Genomic DNA, 16,722 nt, shown 5'->3' on the forward strand with positions numbered 1-16,722 from the left:
AACAAGCAAGGCTCGCGGCAGCATCTGTTGCCCACTGAACTCCCCACGCGAGGCGTGCACAACCCTTGCGTACCCGGGGTAGCTCTCATAAGACTGCACTCAGAACTAGAACGCGTATCAGTTCGTGGCCGTGCGGTGCCGGGACACCCAGCGGCTGTGTCAGGAGAGGACGAGCTCATGGCCGCGGAACCCGTCATCGTCGAAGCCGTACGCACGCCCATCGGCAAGCGCGGAGGGGCGCTCGCCAATCTGCACCCCGCCTATCTGCTCGGCGAGACCTACCGCGAACTCCTCGGCCGTACCGGCATCCACGCCGACTGCGTCGAGCAGATCGTCGGCGGTACGGTCACGCACGCCGGCGAACAGTCCATGAACCCGGCACGCAACGCCTGGCTCGCGGTGGGGCTGCCGTACGAGACCGCCGCGACCACCGTCGACTGCCAGTGCGGATCGTCGCAGCAGGCCAGCCACATGGTCGCGAACATGATCGCGGCCGGGGTCATCGACGTGGGCATCAGCTGCGGGGTCGAGGCGATGTCCCGGGTGCCGCTCGGCTCCGGCTCCAAGCACGGCCCGGGCAAGCCGTGGCCCGACGAGTGGAATGTGGACCTGCCGAACCAGTTCGAGGCGGCCGAGCGGATCGCCCGCAACCGGGGCCTGACCCGGGAGCGCGTCGACTCCCTCGGCCTCCTGTCGCAGGAGCGGGCCGCCACCGCCTGGAGCGAGGAGCGCTTCAAACGGGAGACGTTCGCCGTGCAGGTGCCCACCACGGAGGAGGAGCAGGCCGCCGGGCAGGGCATGTGGCGGCTCGTCGACCGGGACGAGGGGCTGCGCGACACCTCCATGGAGGCGCTCGGGCGGCTCAAGCCGGTCATGCCGACGGCGGTGCACACGGCGGGCAACTCCTCGCAGATTTCGGACGGTTCGGCGGCCATCATGTGGGCCTCCAAGCGGATGGCCCGCGCCCTGAAGCTCAAGCCCCGGGCGCGGATCGTGGCGCAGGCGCTGGTCGGATCCGATCCGCACTTCCACCTCGACGGGCCGATCGACGCGACGCGGGCGGTGCTCGGGAAGGCCGGGATGTCCCTGCGGGACATCGACCTCGTCGAGATCAACGAGGCGTTCGCCTCGGTGGTGCTGAGCTGGGCGCAGGTCTTCGAGCAGGACCTGGAGAAGGTGAACGTGAACGGGGGTGCGATCGCGCTCGGGCATCCCGTGGGGGCGACCGGGGCCCGTCTGATCGCGACGGCGTTGCACGAGCTGGAGCGGCGGGACAAGGAGTTCGCGCTGGTCACGATGTGTGCGGGTGGGGCGTTGGCCACGGCCACGATCCTGCAGCGCCTGTAGCTCTCCCCGCCCCGCCCCTCCCCGAGACCCTCCGGGGGTTGAAGAGACCCTGGGGGCTCCGCCCCCAGACCCCCGTTCGCGCCTGAACGGCGCTCGTCCTCAAACGCCGGACAGGCTGAGGATGCCCGATGCGGGCCAGCACAGTACTGCCAGGGGCGCGGGGAACTGCGCGACCGGCCACGCACGGTCCGCAGGTGAACGGGCACGAGCCCCCCCCCGGGGGGGAAGGCCGCGCGCGAAGAAGGCCCCGGTGCCCGACCAGGGAGTGGTCGGGCACCGGGGCCTTCGAGGCGTCGGTGCCGCGGATCGTGCGGCCCGTTGCCGGTACGGCTCAGTACCAGCTGTTCTGCTGCCAGAAGTTCCAGGCGCCACACGGGCTGCCGTAGCGGTCGTTCATGTAGTTCAGGCCCCACTTGATCTGGGTGGCCGGGTTGGACTTCCAGTCGGCGCCGGCGGAGGCCATCTTCGAGCCGGGCAGGGCCTGGACCAGGCCGTAGGCGCCGGAGGAGGAGTTGGTTGCGGACGGGTTCCAGCCGGACTCGTGAGTCACGATCTTGCTGAAGCACTGGAACTGGTCGGACGGCATCATCTGCTGCGCGATCGTCTTGGCGCTCGTCGGTGCGGCGTGAGCCGGGACGGCGGCCATGGCGATGCCGGAGGCGGCCAGCAGCGTGGCGCCGGCGGCGGCGATGGACTTCTTACGAGCGGAGATGCGAGCGGCGAAAGACAACACGGAACCTAACTTCGGGGACATGGGGTGTCGCACTCCGCCGGAGGTTCGAAGACCTCCTCGGCGAGGGAACCCGATGTGTGTGGCCCGTGTGTGGACCGTGCGGTTCCGGCGACTGGAACAGTTGTAGCCCGGTCGCCGGGGGGTCCGCAATCACCCCATTTACTAGTGGGAGTCGCATGGGGGGTGAAACGTCCTCGGGCGTGTAAGGGGCAGATAAGTCCAGGTCAGCCCGGTCGCGGGAGGGCCTCTGGATCATGGTTCCGGGCCCCTATTCCACCTCGTAGAGGACGAAGGTCCTGTGGGCCGCCTCACCCCGGAGGGACCCTTTTCAGCCCTCGAATGTGACCTGGGCCTCGAAGGCGGCGCGCCTCGTCGCCCGCCGCAGCGCCTTGAGCACGGTCGCGCCGAGCGTCAGGGTCAGCACCACCGTGAGCGCCGCCCGGCCCAGGTCCCAGCCCAGCGAGGTGGCCGCGCAGTACGCGAGGAAGCGGACCAGGTTGTCGGGCAGCGCGGCGCCCGGATGGAAGGAGATGCCCGAGGACATGCCGCCGATGAAGGTCCAGCCCTGCAGGTTCATGACCGTGCCGTACGCGAACGAGGCCAGCGCGCCGTACAGCGCGAGCAGGGCCACCTCGGCCCGGCCGCGCAGGCGGTGCGGGCCGGGCAGCAGGCCCGCGCCCATCGTGAACCAGCCCATCGCGAGCATCTGGAACGGCATCCACGGTCCGACCCCGCCGGTCAGCAGGGCGGAGGCGAACATCGTCACCGAGCCGAGCACGAAGCCGAAGCCGGGTCCGAGCACACGGCCGCTCAACACCATGAGGAAGAACATCGGCTCCAGGCCCGCCGTGCCGGCGCCCAGCGGGCGCAGCGCGGCCCCCACCGCGGCCAGCACGCCGAGCATCGCCACGGCCTTGGCGTCCATGCCGTCGTCGGCGATCGTGGCGACCACCACACCCACCAGGAGCGGGAGCAGCGCGGCGAAGAGCCAGGGCGCGTCCTGGGCGTGGGCGAGGCCCGAGTCCGCGTCGGCGAGCAGCGGCCACCCGAAGGCCGCGACGCCGATGAGCGTGATCAGCAGCAGCGCGACCACGGCCCGTGGGCCCAGGCGGACGGCGCGGGCCGCCCTCGTGGCGTCATGGCTCATGACAGGGCCTCGCGTACCTGCGCGACGGTGAGCCAGTGCTGGGGGGCGAGGACCTTGGCGATCTGGGGGGCGAAGGCGGGCGAGGAGACGACGACCTCGGCGGTCGGGCCGTCCGCGACCACCTCGCCGCCCGCGAGGATCACCACCCGGTGCGCGAGTTCGGCCGCCAGCTCCACGTCGTGGGTGGCGAGCACGATGGCGTGCCCCTCGGCGGCGAGCGTCCGCAGCACGGTGACCAGGCGGGCCTTCGCCGCGTAGTCCAGGCCGCGGGTCGGCTCGTCCAGGAGGAGCAGGGGAGGGCGGCCGGTCAGGACGATGGCCAGCGCCAGGGCGAGGCGCTGCCCCTCGGACAGGTCGCGGGGGTGGGTGTCGTCGCGTACGCCCGGGAGCAGCGTGGAGACCAGCTCGCGGCAGCTTCCGGGGGTGGCCCCGGCGTCCTGGTCCGCTGCGGCGCACTCCGCGCCGACGGTGTCCGCGTACAGCAGATCGCGCGGCTCCTGCGGTACGAGGCCGACCTCGCGGATCAGTTCGCGCGGCGGGGTGCGGTGGGGGGTGCGGCCGCCCACGGTCACCGAACCCGAGGTGGGCTCGATCATGCCGACCAGGGTGGCGAGGAGGGTGGACTTGCCGGCGCCGTTGCGGCCCATCAGGGCGATGGTCTCGCCCGGGGTGACCGTGAGGTCCACCCGGCGCAGCGCCTCGACGCGGCCGCGTCGCACGCCGAGGCCGGTCGCGGTGGCCGCCGTCGCCGTCGCGGCGCGGGTCTCGGGGGTGCCCGGGGGGCGGCGGAAGAGGGAGGTGAGGGTGCGCTTCGCGGCCACGGGCCGGTGGGCGTGCGCCGGGCCGTCCGTCTCACCCGCGCCGCCCGTGCGGGCCGCCCGAGGCGTCAGGGGCGTGCGGGCCGACAGCTGCTCGCGCAGGGGGCCCGCCATGCGGCGGGCGTCCCGTACCGAGAGGGGGAGGGGGGTCCAGTTCGCCAGGTGGCCGAGGGCGACCACCGGGGGATGGACGGGGGAGACGCGCATGATGTCCGCGGGCGTGCCCAGCACCGGGGGTTCGCCGGGGGCGGCCAGGAGGATCACCTGGTCCGCGTACTGGACCACCCGCTCCAGGCGGTGCTCGGCCAGCAGGACCGTCGTGCCCAGGTCGTGGACGAGGCGCTGGAGGACCGACAGGACGTCCTCCGCCGCGGCCGGGTCGAGCGCCGACGTCGGCTCGTCCAGGACCAGCACCTTGGGATGCGGGGTGAGCACCGAGCCGATCGCGACCCGCTGCTGCTGCCCGCCGGAGAGGCCGGCGATCGGGCGGTCGCGCAGCTCCGCGAGGCCCAGCAGGTCCAGGGTCTCCTCGACCCGGCGGCGCATCACGGCGGGCGCGAGCCCCAACGACTCCATTCCGTAGGCGAGTTCGTCCTCGACGGTGTCGGTGACGAAGTGCGCGAGGGGGTCCTGGCCCACCGTGCCGACCAGGTCGGCGAGTTCGCGCGGCTTGTGCGTGCGGGTGTCGCGGCCGCCCACGGTGACGCGGCCGCGCAGGGTGCCGCCGGTGAAGTGCGGGACGAGCCCGGACACCGTGCCGAGCAGCGTCGACTTGCCGACCCCGGACGGGCCGACGAGCAGCACCAACTCGCCCTCGGGGACGGTCAGTTCGACGTTCCGTACGGTCGGCTCGGGGGCGGAGTCGTAAGTGACCGAGACGTTCTCGAACCGGATCACTGGGGCTCCTTCGGCGGTACGGGTGCGACGAACGCCGGAAGCAGACCGGCGAGCAGCGAGAGCGCGGGCCACAGCGGCAGGGCCGGCGCGGTCAGGGGGACGACCCCGAGGGTCAGGGCGTCGGGGGCGTACGTACCCGCCCAGAGCATCAGCGCCGCGACCGCCGCGCCGGAACCGGCCACGAGCCAGGACCGGGCGCCCCAGCGGTCGGGCCGGTAGCGGGTGCGGATCTGGCGGCGGCCGCCGAGGCGGAGCCCGGCGAGGGAGGCGAGCAGTCCGGCCGCGAGGACGGGGATGCCGTAACCGGCGCCTTCGGAGGCGAGCAGCCCGTACGTCCCCGCGCACACCCCGAGCAGTCCGCCGAGGGTGAGGGCGGTGGTCAAGTGCCGTACCGGGGCCGGTACTTGGGCGGTGCGGCCGTAGCCACGGGCGTCCATCGAGGCGGCCACCGCGACCGAGCGCTCCAGGGCGCCTTCGAGTACCGGCAGGCCGATCTGGGCGATCGCCCTGATGCCCCCGGTGGGGCGGCCGCGCAGCCGTCGCGCGGTGCGCAGCCGTACGACGTCGGCGACCATGTTCGGTGCGAAGGTCATCGCGACGACCACGGCGACGCCGGCCTCGTACAGGGCGCCGGGCAGTGACTTGAGGAGGCGGGCGGGGTTGGCGAGCGCGTTCGCCGCGCCCACGCAGATCAGCAGGGTGGCCAGACGGGCGCCGTCGTACAGGGCGAAGAGCATGCCCTCGGCGGTGACCCGGCCGCCGACGCGGATGCCCTTCGCCCAGTCGGGCAGGGGGAGTTCGGGCAGCGTGAACAGGGTGTGGCTGCCGGGGATCGGCGAGCCGAGGACCAGGTTGAAGGCGAGGCGGATGCCGACGACGAACAGGCCGATCTTGATGAACGCGGTGTAGGAGCGGGCCCAGGGGGCGTCGGTCTTGCGGGCGGCCACGACGTATCCGGCGACACCGACGAGAAGGCCGAGCAGGAGGGGGTTGTTGGTGCGCGACGCGGCCGTGGCGAGGCCCAGCGCCCAGAGCCACCAGGCGCCGGGGTGCACGGCGTTGCTCCGGCTCGCGGAGGGCGGGGCGAGCCTCCGGCGGGGAGCGCGGGGTGTGGCCTCGGGCCGGTGGGGGTGCACCCGGCCGTCGGCCGCGTCGCGCTTGCCGCCCGCACCACCCGTGCGCGGCTCCCCGCCCGGGGCGCCCACCGCCCGTGGTCGCGGGGCGTCTTCGTTCCGGGGTGGCATCGCCCTGTCAGTTTCCCCGGCGGCGGCGGGACTGCCAGATCGCTGCCGCGCCCAGGGCGAGGACCGCGGCCACTCCGGCCAGGAGGCCGACCGAAGGGCCGGAGCCCGGGGTGTCCTTCGCCGCGGGCTTCGAGCTCGCGGCCGGGCCGTCGACCTGCTCGCCGCAGCCCGTGTGCGGATAGCCGCCGATCGCGCACAGCAGTGCCGCGCTGTTGTAACGGAGAGGCTTGGCCACGGCGGCCAAGGCGTCGGCGGTGGTGGCGTCCGGGGCCACCTGGGCGCAGGCGGTGCGCGGGGCGGGCGGGGTTTCGCCCGCGTTCGCGTCCTGGGGCGTACCGAAGTCGATGACGAGCGCGACCCGCTTCGTGTGGTCCTTGGTCGGCGTCGTACCGCACACCGCCTCGAAGGACGGTGCCGTGCGCGGCTGGGTCGCGTCCTGGGAGTCCGCGCTCACCGCGAAGCGGAAGCCCTCCACCGAGCCGTCGCCGGGGTGCGCGGACGCCGGGCCCTGGGTGGCGTACGTCCAGGCGACGCCCGTCAGGTCCCAGAACGACCAGTACCGGTAGCCCGCCGCCTGCGCGGGACCGGCGCCGGTGGCGAGGACCAGCACGGCGAGGAGCGGCACGGCGAACGAGGCGAGTCGCGTCCGCATCACAGCTGCTGGTTCTTCTTGCGGCCGCTGATCAGGAAGCCGACACCGATGCCGGCGACCAGGCCGACGCCGACGATCCACCAGACGGAGATGCCGTCGTTCTTCTCGTCCGACTTCTTGTCGGACTTCTCGGACGAGGGGGCCGGCGAGGCCACCGACTCCGGGGCCGGGCCCGTCGCGTTCAGGGACTTGACCAGGTTCACGCCGCCGAAGTCCGTCGGGTCGGCGCCGGTCGCGTCGGCGGCGAAGACGAGCTGGGCGTAAGCGGCGGGGCCGTTCTCCTTGGCCCAGGCGGTGGCGTTCTTGGCGAGCCAGCCGGCGGAGGCCTTCGCCTGCTGCGGCATGCCGGCGGCGGCGAGGGCGACGACCGCGTCCGCGGTGTTGCCGAAGTCGGGCTGATCGGCGGCGCCCGGCATCGCGGACTTCAGGAACCCGGTCGGCGCCAGCGTCTTGGCGAGGTAGGCGGCGCCGTTGTGCGCGGCCTGCTCGGGCGTGGTGGCCTTCTCGCAGGCGGTGCCCTTGGCGTCGGCGGGGCCCGCGGTGGCGGTGAGGCCCTTGCCGAGCGAGCCGGTCACGGCGGCGGCGGTGGCGTCCGCGTTGGCGTACAGCTTCCCGGTCTTCAGGTCGCCCTGGTAGGCGAAGGCGCCGCCGCCGCTGGGGGAAGGGTCGTCGCAGGGCAGCGCGAAGGTGAGCAGACCGTCGAACGGGGACTTGCCGCCCTTGGCCGACTTGACCTCGGCCGGCTTCTCACCGGCGGCGGCGAGCGCGCCGATGACGATGGCGGTGGAGTTGGCGTCGCTCTTCGAGCCGGGGTTGTAGGCCCAGCCGCCGTCGTCGTTCTGTACGGACTTCAGCCAGCCGATCCCCTTCTTCACGACGTCGTCGTGGCCGCCGAGGGAGACCAGGGCCTGGACGGCGGCGGAGGTGGCGTTGGTGTCCAGCATCGCCTTGGGGTCGCACGGCTTGGCGGCATCCGCGCGGAACGCGGTGAACGCGCCGCTCTCGCACTGCTGGCCGGTGAGCCAGGTGACGGCCTGGGCGGCGGGCTTCACGCCCGCCTTCTCCTGGGCGAGGAAGGCGAGGGACTGCCGGAAGACGCCGTCGTACTGGGGGTCCTTCGTGCCGTACAGGCCCGGCGGGACCGCCGCGGGGGACGGCGCGCCGTCGGCGAATGCGGCCGGGGCGGCACCGCCCAGGACGGCGGTGGCGGCGGCGAGCGCTGCGGCGCAGCGGCGTGCGGTCATGGCGGGCGGTGCCTCTCCTGCGGGGGCGCGGGCACGGGCGCGCGCTGGCACCCGGCTCGGGCTCCGTATACCTCGACGGTGCGGGTCACCTGCGGTGTGCGGGTGACGGGTGAGCCGGTCATGCGGTGACGGGGTGTTCCGGCTTGCCACCCCGGGGTGGCTTCACGGCTGCGGGTCAGCGCCGGGTTCGCACCGGCTTTCCCCCGTACGGGCATGACGACCCGCCCACCCTACCCGGCGAGTGAAGGCCCCTGGGGCTCCGCCCCAGACCCCGGGATCGCCCCCACCCCGCCCCTTCCCGCAACCCTCCGGGGGTGAGGAGACGTCGGGTGCGAGTTCGGCTGCGGGTCGTGCACGGCTGGTCGCGCAGTTCCCCGCGCCCCTGTAGGTGGCCCCGAATGCCTCGGTGCCGGCCCGCACAGGCATACCCAGCCCGTCCGGCGTTTGAGGACGAGCGCCGTTCAGGCGCGAACGGGGGTCTGGGGGCGGAGCACCCAGGGGTACTTCAACCCCCGGAGGGTTGAGGGAAGGGGCGGGGAGGGGCAAAGAACCGGGGTCCGGGGCGGAGCCCCGGGTGCCTCAGCCGGGCTCGACCGACCGGAACCGGACCACCCCACCCCCCGGCACCCGCTCGACCCTCCCCAGCTTCTCGAGCCGCCGCACATGCGCCTCCGCCTCCGACACCGCGATCGTGCGCGACCCGTACGGGATCCGGTCCCACGGCCGGTTCCACTCCATCCGCTCCGCCAGCTCCCACGGCGTGAGGGGGACGGACAGCAGGGACAGCAGGCCCGTGAGCCGGTCCTCGTGGTGGGACAGGAGCTCCCGCACCCGCGCCCCCGCCGTGGTGAACGCGTGCTGGTGCGCGGGCAGCACCTCGGCCACCGAGAGGCGCCCGACTCGTTCGAGGGAGTCGAGGTAGTCGCCGAGGGGGTCGGTCTCCACCGCGTCGTCGGGGTCCTCGTACAGGCCGATGTGCGGAGTGATCCCGGGCAGCAGGTGGTCGCCGCTGAACAGGCGCCCGTTGCCGGGCAGCCCGCGGGGGTGCTCCTCCTCCAGGTGGAGGCAGACGTGGCCCGGGGTGTGGCCCGGGGTCCAGATCGCGCGGAGCCGGCGCCCGGCCAGCGGCAGCAGGTCGCCCGGCACGATCTCGCGGTCCGGCAGGGCGGCCCGCAGCCCCGGCAGGGTCCGCATGCGCCCGGACGTACGGGCCTCCCGCAGCGGGGCGAGATGCTCGTCGGGCGCGCCGACCGCGGCGAGCTTGGCGCACAGGTAGTCCAGCCAGACGCCCGGTCGGGCCTCGCGCGTGCGGCGCACCACGGCGGTGTCCGCCGCGTGCATCGCGATCCACGCGCCGGACGCCTCCCTGACCTGGCCGGAGAGGCCGTGGTGGTCGGGGTGGTGGTGGGTGATGACCACCCCGTGCACGGCGGAGACGTCCGTACCGAGGGCCCGCAGGCCGGCCGCCAGGGTGTCCCAGGAGTCCGGGTCGTCCCACCCGGTGTCGACGAGCACCGGGCCCCGGTCGGTGTCGACGAGGTGGACCAGCGTGTGCCCGAGCGGGTTGTCCGGGATCGGCACCTTGATGGAGTGGACTCCGCCCCCGTGGTCGGTCACCTGAGGCGCGGCCGCCTCCGGCGTCGGCCCCTGTCCCCGCGCCCGCTCCTGTCCCCGCTCCCGCGCCCGCTCCTGTGCCCGCTCCCGCGCCGGCTCCTGCGACATGGAGTCCTCGTCTCTCTGGGTCTCTCTGGGCCGTAACTCGCCGGCTACGTAACTCGCCTGCTCCGGCGCTCACTTGGGTCGCGACGCGGCAGACCTTCCCGGTCACTATAACTAGAACTGGTTGCAGTGAGCGCTCGGGACAGCCAACTCCACCGCGATCAACAGCGCGCAGGACGGCACCCCGAGGCCCGCTCCAGCCGTGGACTCCTACAACTAGAACTGGTATCAGTTCTGAAACAACGTCAGGCCATCGGCAACTACCGCACGTACAGGCCACAGCGAAGCCCGCGCCGCAGGAGGCACCAGGCATGACCGAGCTCGTGGAACACGGACAGCTTTTCATCGGCGGGGAGTTGACCGACCCGCTCGGCTCCGACGTCATCGAGGTGATCTCGCCCCATACCGAGCAGGTCATCGGCCGCGTGCCGCACGCCTCCCGGGCGGATGTGGACCGGGCCGTGGCCGCCGCGCGCCGGGCCTTCGACACGGGACCCTGGGCGCGGGCCACGCCCGACGAGCGCATCGAGGTGGTGTCCCGGATCAAGGACGCGATCCTCGCGCGGCACGAGGAGATCGCCCGGTCCATCAGCTCGCAGAACGGCTCCCCGTACTCCTGGAGCGTGCTCGCCCAGGCGCTCGGCGCGATGATGGTGTGGGACTCGGCGATCACCGTCGCACGCCAATTCCCTTACGAGGAACGGCGGTCCGGCGCGCTCGGCCCGCTCCTCGTGCGGCGCGAGCCGGTCGGTGTGGTGGCGGCCGTGGTCCCGTGGAACGTCCCGCAGTTCGTGGCCGCCGCCAAGCTCGGGCCCGCCCTGCTCACCGGCTGCTCCGTGATCCTCAAGCCGTCCCCCGAGTCGCCGCTCGACTCCTACATCCTCGGCGAGATCGCCGCCGAGGCGGGCCTGCCGGAGGGCGTGCTCTCCATCCTGCCCGCCGACCGCGAGGTCAGCGAGTACCTCGTCGGGCACCCCGGCATCGACAAGGTGTCCTTCACCGGGTCCGTCGCGGCCGGCAAGCGCGTGATGGAGGTCGCCGCGCGCAACCTCACCCGCGTCACCCTGGAACTCGGCGGCAAGTCGGCTGCGGTGATCCTGCCGGACGCCGACCTCGCGGCCACCGTCGCGGGCGTCGTGCCGGCCGCCTGGATGAACAACGGCCAGGCGTGCGTGGCGCAGACCCGCATCCTGGCCCCGCGCAGCCGCTACGAGGAGATCGCCGAGGCGTTCGCGGCCGCCGCGGGCGCCCTCGTCGTCGGGGATCCGCTGGACGCCGCCACCCAGGTCGGCCCGCTGGTCGCCAAGCGGCAGCAGCAGCGCTCGCTCGACTACATCCGGATCGGGCAGGAGGAAGGCGCCAAGATCCTCACCGGGGGCGGGCGTCCGGCCGGGCTCGACCGGGGCTGGTACGTCGAGCCGACCCTCTTCGGCGGCGTCGACAACACGATGCGCATCGCGCGCGAGGAGATCTTCGGGCCGGTCATCTGTCTGCTGCCGTACGGGGACGAGGCCGAGGCGCTCAGGATCGCCAACGACTCCGAGTACGGGCTCAGCGGCAGTGTGTGGACCGGGGACGTCGAGCACGGCATCGACTTCGGGCGCCGGGTGCGCACCGGCACCTTCAACGTCAACACCTTCAGCCTGGACATGCTGGGTCCGTTCGGCGGCTACAAGTCGTCCGGTCTGGGGCGGGAGTTCGGGCCCGAGGGCTTCGGCGAGTACCTGGAGCACAAGATGATCCACCTGCCCGCAGGACACGGAGGCGAGTGATGGGCGATCGCTGGCACGTCGAGGTGGACCGGAGCGTGTGCATCGGATCCGGCATGTGTGTCAACCACGCCCCGGCCGGGTTCGAGCTCGACTCCGCACGTCAGTCCCACTCCCGCACCCCCGACACCGACGCCAACGAGCAGATCCTGGCCGCTGCCGAGGGCTGCCCGGTCGAGGCCATCCTGATCACCCTGCTCGACTCCCGGGAGCCCGTGTTCCCGCCCGAGGAATAGCTCCACCGCGCGGGCTCCAACTCCCTTATGGCTCGCGTCTGTTCGAACCCTGCGAACACAGGTTGATCCATGCGTAGCGCACGGTGACCTGATGACACGCGTGACTGTCCCGGCCCGTCGGCGGGTGGAAAAGTCAGGGCCACGCCGTCGAGGGGGAGCACCACTCGAGGTCATGACGTCGAGTGGTCGAGGGGGAGGCACGATGGACAAGCGGTACGAGGTCTTCTGTCTGGCGGACAGGAATTTCTACGAGACCCCGGACCGCTTGTCCTCCTCGCGCACCGGTGCCCGGGTGCCGCTCTTCGAGATCGCGGAGCGCCCCGCACCCGAGGGCTGGACGTCCCAGCTCGCCGGTGACTGGCTGCACTTCAGCCCGGAGGGCATACCCGGGCGCAGGGTGCGGCCCCAGCAGGGCTGGAAGATCCACGTCTCCGCCTGTCTGGACAACGCCGAGAAGGTCGCCGAGCACGTGTGGGACTACTGCGTCCCGCGCGCCATCCCGTTCAAGTTCGTGCCCGGACGCCGGCCGCTGCACCTGCGCAACTCCAAGTACGCGGGCCGCGGCTCCAGCGGGAAGTTCGTCACGGTCTACCCGGCCGACGAGGCCGAATTCCACCTGATACTCACGGAGTTGGGCGACCTGCTCGCGGGGGAGCCGGGACCGTACGTCCTGAGCGATCTGCGCTGGGGCGAGGGACCGCTCTACGTCCGCTACGGCGGCTTCACCAAGCGGCACTGCGTCGACGAGAACGGCACGCTGGTCACCGCGATCGAGAACGCGGACGGCGTCCTCGTGCCCGACCGCCGCGACCCCGTCTTCCACCTGCCCGACTGGGTGCCCCTGCCGGAGTTCCTCGCGCCGCACCTCGCGGCCCGCAACGCGACCGGCACCGGTGACCTGCCCTATCGCATCGAACGCGCCCTGCACTTCTCCAACGGCGGCGGCGTCTACGCCGGGACCGACACCCGTACCGGGGAGAAGGTCGTCCTCAAGGAGGCCAGGCCGTACGCCGGGCTCGCCGCCGACGGCGCCGACGCCGTGGCCCGCCTGGAACGCGAGAGGGCCGCCCTGGAACAGGTCGCGGGGACCGGCGTCGCGCCGGGCGTACGCGACTGGTTCACCCTCGGCGAGCACCGCTTCCTGGTGATGGACTTCCTCGAAGGGCGCAGCCTCAACTCCTTCTTCGCCCACCGCCATCCGCTCATCGGCGTCGAACCCGACCCCGAGGCGGTCGCCGAGTACACCCGGTGGGCGCTGCGCATCCTGAAGGCGACCGAGGACGCGGTGGCCGCCGTCCACGAGCGGGGCGTCGTCTTCAACGACCTGCACCTGTTCAACATCATGGTCGACCCCGACGAACAGGGCGTACACCTCCTGGACTTCGAGGCCGCGCTGCCCGTCGACGACCACATCGGCCAGTCCATGGCCCACCCCGGCTTCATCGCGCCCCTTGACCGCAAGGGCTTCGACGTGGACCGCTACGCGCTGGCCTGCCTGCGGATCGCGCTGTTCGTGCCGATGACGAGCCTGCTCGTGATCGACCGCGCCAAGGCCGCGCACCTCGCCGAGATCGCCACGTCCCAGTTCCCCAGCCTGCCCGCCGGCTACCTCGACGAGGCGGTCCGGGTGATCGAGGGCGAGGGCGTACGAGACGGCGGGTGCCTGCCGGTGGAGCCGGGCGACTGGCCCGCGAGCCGGGACTCCATGGTCCGCGCCATCCTCGCCTCGGCCACCCCCGACCGCGACGACCGCCTCTTCCCCGGCGACATAGCCCAGTTCACCGAGGGTGGCGGCCTCGGCCTCGCGCACGGCGCCGCCGGAGTGCTCCACGCGCTCGCAGAGACCGGCGCCGAGCGATGTCCCGAGGGCGAACAGTGGCTGCTCGCCCACACCGACCCGCCGCCGAACGGCACCCCGCTCGGCCTCTACGACGGGCTCGCCGGAGTCGCGTACGTACTCGACCGGCTCGGCCACACCGACCGCGCCCACGCGCTGATCGACACCGTCCTGACCGAGAACTGGCAGCGCCTCGCCCCCGAACTGCACGGCGGCATAGCGGGACTCGGCCTCGTGCTCGACCGACTCGGCTACAAGGAACAGGCGTTGGAAGCGGCCCAGCTGCTGGCGACGCGCACCGGCGAGGGCCGCAGGGCCGGGCTGCTGCACGGCGCCACCGGGCCCGCGCTGTTCTTCATCCGCCTCTACGAGTCCACCGGCGACCCCGCGCTGCTCGACCGGGCCGCCGAGGAACTGCGCCGCGACCTCGGCCGCTGCCTCACCAACCCGGCCGGCACCCTCGTCGTCAACGACACCACGCGCACCCTCCCCTACCTCGGCGGGGGCAGCGTCGGCATCGCCGCCGTCCTCGACGACTACCTCGCGCACCGGCCCGACGAGGCGTTCCGCGAGGCGCGGGACAAGATCCTGCCCGCCGCGCGCTCCCGGTACTACGCGCAGTCCGGCCTCTTCAACGGGCGCGCCGGAATGGTGCTCCACCTGGCGAGGACCGGGGCGCCGCGCGCCTGGACGGACGAGCAGGTCCGCCACCTCGGCTGGTACGCACTGCCCTACGAAGGCCAACTCGCCTTCCCCGGCGACCAGATGATGCGCCTGTCCATGGACCTCGCGACCGGCACGGCGGGCTGCCTCCTGGCGCTCGGCGCGGCCCTCGCCGACCGGCCCGTCGGACTGCCCTTCCTGGCGCCCGCCCCCGCCGCCCCACCGGGCGGCCCCACAGACGGCCCCATCCGGGGCTGAACAAACCCCGTCCCCCACGGACGGCTCGCACATCGCCGACAAAGGAGAAAGCAATGTCCCTTCTGGACCTGCAGAACCTCGAAGTTGAGCTCGACATCGACGAGGGCGACGGCGGCGGCCACGGCGGTCACGGTGGCGGCGGAAGCTCGCTGAGCCTCCTGCTCTGTGACAGCGTCGCCAGCCTGACGCTCTGCCTGTAATCACCGCCTGTCATCACCGCGCAGTTCCGGTGACGCAGTGAACGACGCGGCCCCGCCCGGCACCGCTCGCCGGCCGGGGCCGCCGCACGCGGGAGGCCGCTTTGCTGTTGCGTGAGACCGTCCGGCAGAGCGCCGGCCCCGGCACCCTGATCCTTCTGCTCAGCTGCGCCTCGGCCGGTGCCGCCCTCGCCCTGCCCGCCGCCCTCGGCCGCGCCCTCGACCTGCTCCTCGCCGGACGGCAGACCCAGGCCGGGCCCTGGGTCGCCCTGTGCGTCGCACTCACCGTCCTCGCCGTCCTCATCGGCGCTCTCGAATCCGCCGTCACGGCCACCGCCACCGCCCGCAGCGCCGCCTGGATCCGGCGCCGGGTCCTCGGCCACGTCCTGGACGCGGGCACCCGACAGGCCTGCTCCGAGGGCGAGTTGGTGGCCCGGCTCACCGGGAACGCGGTCCAGGGGGCGACCGTGCCCGTCTCGGTCGCGGGCATCCTCGCGGCCGTCGTCACACCGGTCGGCGGCCTGGTCGCGCTCGCCCTCACCGACTGGTGGACCGCCCTTGTGGTGCTGGCCGGGATGCCGCTGTTCGCCGTGCTCCTGAAGGTGTTCGTACGTGGCTCCGGCGCCAGCAGCGCCGGATATCTGCACACCCAGGGCGAGATCGCGGGCCGGATGCTCGAAGCGGTGCGCGGCGCCCGCACGATCGCCGCCGCCGGACACCCCGAACGCGACGCCGAGCGCATCCTGGCGCCGCTGCCCGAACTCTCCCGCCAGGGCCACCGCATGTGGGAGGTCCTCGGCCGCTCCACCGCCCAGGCCGCGATCCTCCTGCCGCTGCTCCAGCTCGCGGTCCTCGCGGTCGCCGGTCTGCGCGTCGCCCACGGCGACCTCAGCGTCGGCGGCCTGCTCGCCGCCTGGCGCTACGCGGCGCTCGCCACCGGTACCGGCGCCCTGGTCGGCATGGTCAACACCCTGACCCGCGGGCGCACCGCGGTGGCCCGCCTCCAGGACGTCCTGGCCGCCCCGGTCACGACCTACGGAAGTCGTGAACTGGCGCCAGGAGAAGGCGAGTTGACCCTGCGGAGAGTCACCCACGGCCCGCTGCGCGGCCTGGACCTGACGGTGCCGGGCGGAGCCGTCGTCGCCGTGGTCGGACGCTCCGGCAGCGGCAAGTCCGCCCTCGCGGCCGTCGCGGGGCGCCTGGCCGACCCGGAGTCCGGCACGGTGGCCCTCGACGGGGTGCCGCTGCCCTCGCTCGCCCGGCACGAGCTGCGGCGCGCGGTCGGCTACGCCTTCGCCCGGCCCGTCCTGCTCGGCGCGACGGTGGGCGGCACGATCGCGTACGGGGCCGAGGACCCCGGGGGCGCGGCGGTGCGGGCCGCCGCCCGGGACGCCTGCGCCGACGCCTTCATCGCCACGATGCCGGACGGCTACGCCACTCCCTGCGCGAGCGCCCCGCTCTCCGGCGGGGAGGCCCAACGCCTGGGCCTGGCACGGGCGTTCGCCCACCCCGGCCGCCTGCTGATCCTCGACGACGCCACCTCCAGCCTCGACTCGGCCACCGAACTCAAGGTCTCCCAGGCCCTGCTGCACGGCAGCGGCACCCACCTCATCATCGCCCTGCGGGCCTCGACGGCGGCCCGCGCGGACCTCGTGGTGTGGCTGGAGGACGGCCGCCTGCGCGCCTTCGCCCCCCACCGCGAACTCCGTCAACACCCCGACTACCGCGCGGTGTTCGGGGAGGTCGACGCCTCGTGCTGATGGCTCTGCTGAGGCGGCGCAGGCGGGTGCTCCTGCGCCTGGCCGGATGGTCGCTGCTCGAATCGGCCCAGACGTTCCTGCTCGGCTTCGCCCTCGCCCGCGCCCTGGACGACGGCTTCCTCGCGGGCCGCGCCGCCACCGGCATCGGCTGGCTCGCGGCCGCCGCGGCCGCCGTCTTCGCCGGCGCCCTGGGCACCCGCC

13 protein-coding genes and 1 riboswitch are annotated in these 16,722 nt (G+C 73.3%); of the genes, 6 read left to right on the forward strand and 7 right to left on the reverse strand.

The genetic code is table 11. The features are described from left to right. The first annotated feature begins 177 nt into the window (after positions 1-177). Positions 178-1,347, forward strand: coding sequence for a steroid 3-ketoacyl-CoA thiolase (locus tag ACFYZA_RS10090; protein ID WP_382591483.1), 1,170 nt, complete (start codon positions 178-180; stop codon positions 1,345-1,347). A 331-nt stretch (positions 1,348-1,678) separates the two neighbouring features. On the opposite strand, the gene ACFYZA_RS10095 is transcribed toward ACFYZA_RS10090, so the two are convergent. The 7 genes from ACFYZA_RS10095 to ACFYZA_RS10125 form a co-directional block, all read right to left on the reverse strand. Then, entirely contained in the window at positions 1,679-2,101 is a 423-nt protein-coding gene (locus ACFYZA_RS10095) for a lytic transglycosylase domain-containing protein (RefSeq protein ID WP_382591480.1), read from the reverse strand. A gap of 307 nt (positions 2,102-2,408) precedes the next feature. Beyond that, positions 2,409-3,227, reverse strand: coding sequence for an ECF transporter S component (locus ACFYZA_RS10100; protein ID WP_382591477.1), 819 nt, complete (start codon positions 3,225-3,227; stop codon positions 2,409-2,411). Next, positions 3,224-4,942 carry an ABC transporter ATP-binding protein gene (locus tag ACFYZA_RS10105; protein ID WP_388489027.1) on the reverse strand — a complete coding sequence of 573 codons (1,719 nt, stop codon included), beginning with the start codon at positions 4,940-4,942 and terminating at the stop codon, positions 3,224-3,226. Before ACFYZA_RS10105 ends, ACFYZA_RS10100 begins: the two co-directional genes overlap by 4 nt. After that, entirely contained in the window at positions 4,939-6,186 is a 1,248-nt protein-coding gene (locus ACFYZA_RS10110; protein WP_382591471.1) for an energy-coupling factor transporter transmembrane component T, read from the reverse strand. The genes ACFYZA_RS10105 and ACFYZA_RS10110 overlap by 4 nt, the downstream gene beginning before the upstream one ends. Before the next feature lie 7 nt (positions 6,187-6,193). Continuing rightward, positions 6,194-6,838, reverse strand: a complete 645-nt coding sequence (locus ACFYZA_RS10115; protein WP_382591468.1) for an SCO2322 family protein — start codon at positions 6,836-6,838, stop codon at positions 6,194-6,196. Next, positions 6,838-8,082 (reverse strand): prenyltransferase/squalene oxidase repeat-containing protein, encoded by a 1,245-nt coding sequence (locus ACFYZA_RS10120; protein WP_388489030.1) that lies wholly within the window; start codon positions 8,080-8,082, stop codon positions 6,838-6,840. Before ACFYZA_RS10120 ends, ACFYZA_RS10115 begins: the two co-directional genes overlap by 1 nt. 131 nt (positions 8,083-8,213) lie before the next feature. Further along, positions 8,214-8,285, reverse strand: a riboswitch (cobalamin riboswitch). 376 nt (positions 8,286-8,661) lie between these two features. Next, positions 8,662-9,804 (reverse strand): MBL fold metallo-hydrolase, encoded by a 1,143-nt coding sequence (locus ACFYZA_RS10125; protein WP_388489033.1) that lies wholly within the window; start codon positions 9,802-9,804, stop codon positions 8,662-8,664. Positions 9,805-10,112: 308 nt separating this feature from the next. Here ACFYZA_RS10125 and ACFYZA_RS10130 point away from each other — a divergent pair, with 308 nt between their 5' ends. The 5 genes from ACFYZA_RS10130 (at position 10,113) to ACFYZA_RS10150 (ending at position 16,521) form a co-directional block, all read left to right on the forward strand. Beyond that, complete coding sequence (locus tag ACFYZA_RS10130) at positions 10,113-11,573, forward strand: aldehyde dehydrogenase (RefSeq protein WP_382591460.1); 1,461 nt, start codon at positions 10,113-10,115, stop codon at positions 11,571-11,573. Next, entirely contained in the window at positions 11,573-11,806 is a 234-nt protein-coding gene (locus ACFYZA_RS10135) for a ferredoxin (protein WP_382591457.1), read from the forward strand. Before ACFYZA_RS10130 ends, ACFYZA_RS10135 begins: the two co-directional genes overlap by 1 nt. Positions 11,807-12,008: 202 nt before the next feature. Next, the gene (gene lanKC, locus ACFYZA_RS10140) at positions 12,009-14,564 is read left to right on the forward strand and encodes a class III lanthionine synthetase LanKC (protein ID WP_388489037.1); all 2,556 of its coding nucleotides are present in this window, start codon (positions 12,009-12,011) and stop codon (positions 14,562-14,564) included. 53 nt (positions 14,565-14,617) lie between these two features. Next, on the forward strand, positions 14,618-14,764 hold the full coding sequence (locus ACFYZA_RS10145) for a SapB/AmfS family lanthipeptide (RefSeq protein ID WP_382591452.1): 147 nt from the start codon (positions 14,618-14,620) through the stop codon (positions 14,762-14,764). Positions 14,765-14,871: 107 nt separating this feature from the next. Then, positions 14,872-16,521: an ABC transporter transmembrane domain-containing protein gene (locus ACFYZA_RS10150; RefSeq protein ID WP_388489040.1), complete on the forward strand. Its 1,650-nt coding sequence runs from the start codon at positions 14,872-14,874 to the stop codon at positions 16,519-16,521. Positions 16,522-16,722: the final 201 nt, after the last annotated feature.

Origin of the sequence: Streptomyces sp. NPDC001828, from assembly GCF_042892175.1 — a bacterium.
GTDB lineage: Bacteria > Actinomycetota > Actinomycetes > Streptomycetales > Streptomycetaceae > Streptomyces.

Bases quoted from the DNA above. Each gene is read 5' to 3' on its own strand.
- ACFYZA_RS10090 (WP_382591483.1), top strand. From the start codon at position 178: ATGGCCGCGGAACCCGTCATCGTCGAAGCCGTACGCACGCCCATCGGC.
- ACFYZA_RS10095 (WP_382591480.1), bottom strand. From the start codon at position 2,101: ATGTCCCCGAAGTTAGGTTCCGTGTTGTCTTTCGCCGCTCGCATCTCC.
- ACFYZA_RS10100 (WP_382591477.1), bottom strand. From the start codon at position 3,227: ATGAGCCATGACGCCACGAGGGCGGCCCGCGCCGTCCGCCTGGGCCCA.
- ACFYZA_RS10110 (WP_382591471.1), bottom strand. From the start codon at position 6,186: ATGCCACCCCGGAACGAAGACGCCCCGCGACCACGGGCGGTGGGCGCC.
- ACFYZA_RS10115 (WP_382591468.1), bottom strand. From the start codon at position 6,838: ATGCGGACGCGACTCGCCTCGTTCGCCGTGCCGCTCCTCGCCGTGCTG.
- ACFYZA_RS10120 (WP_388489030.1), bottom strand. From the start codon at position 8,082: ATGACCGCACGCCGCTGCGCCGCAGCGCTCGCCGCCGCCACCGCCGTC.
- ACFYZA_RS10125 (WP_388489033.1), bottom strand. From the start codon at position 9,804: ATGTCGCAGGAGCCGGCGCGGGAGCGGGCACAGGAGCGGGCGCGGGAG.
- ACFYZA_RS10130 (WP_382591460.1), top strand. From the start codon at position 10,113: ATGACCGAGCTCGTGGAACACGGACAGCTTTTCATCGGCGGGGAGTTG.
- ACFYZA_RS10135 (WP_382591457.1), top strand. From the start codon at position 11,573: ATGGGCGATCGCTGGCACGTCGAGGTGGACCGGAGCGTGTGCATCGGA.
- lanKC (WP_388489037.1), top strand. From the start codon at position 12,009: ATGGACAAGCGGTACGAGGTCTTCTGTCTGGCGGACAGGAATTTCTAC.
- ACFYZA_RS10145 (WP_382591452.1), top strand. From the start codon at position 14,618: ATGTCCCTTCTGGACCTGCAGAACCTCGAAGTTGAGCTCGACATCGAC.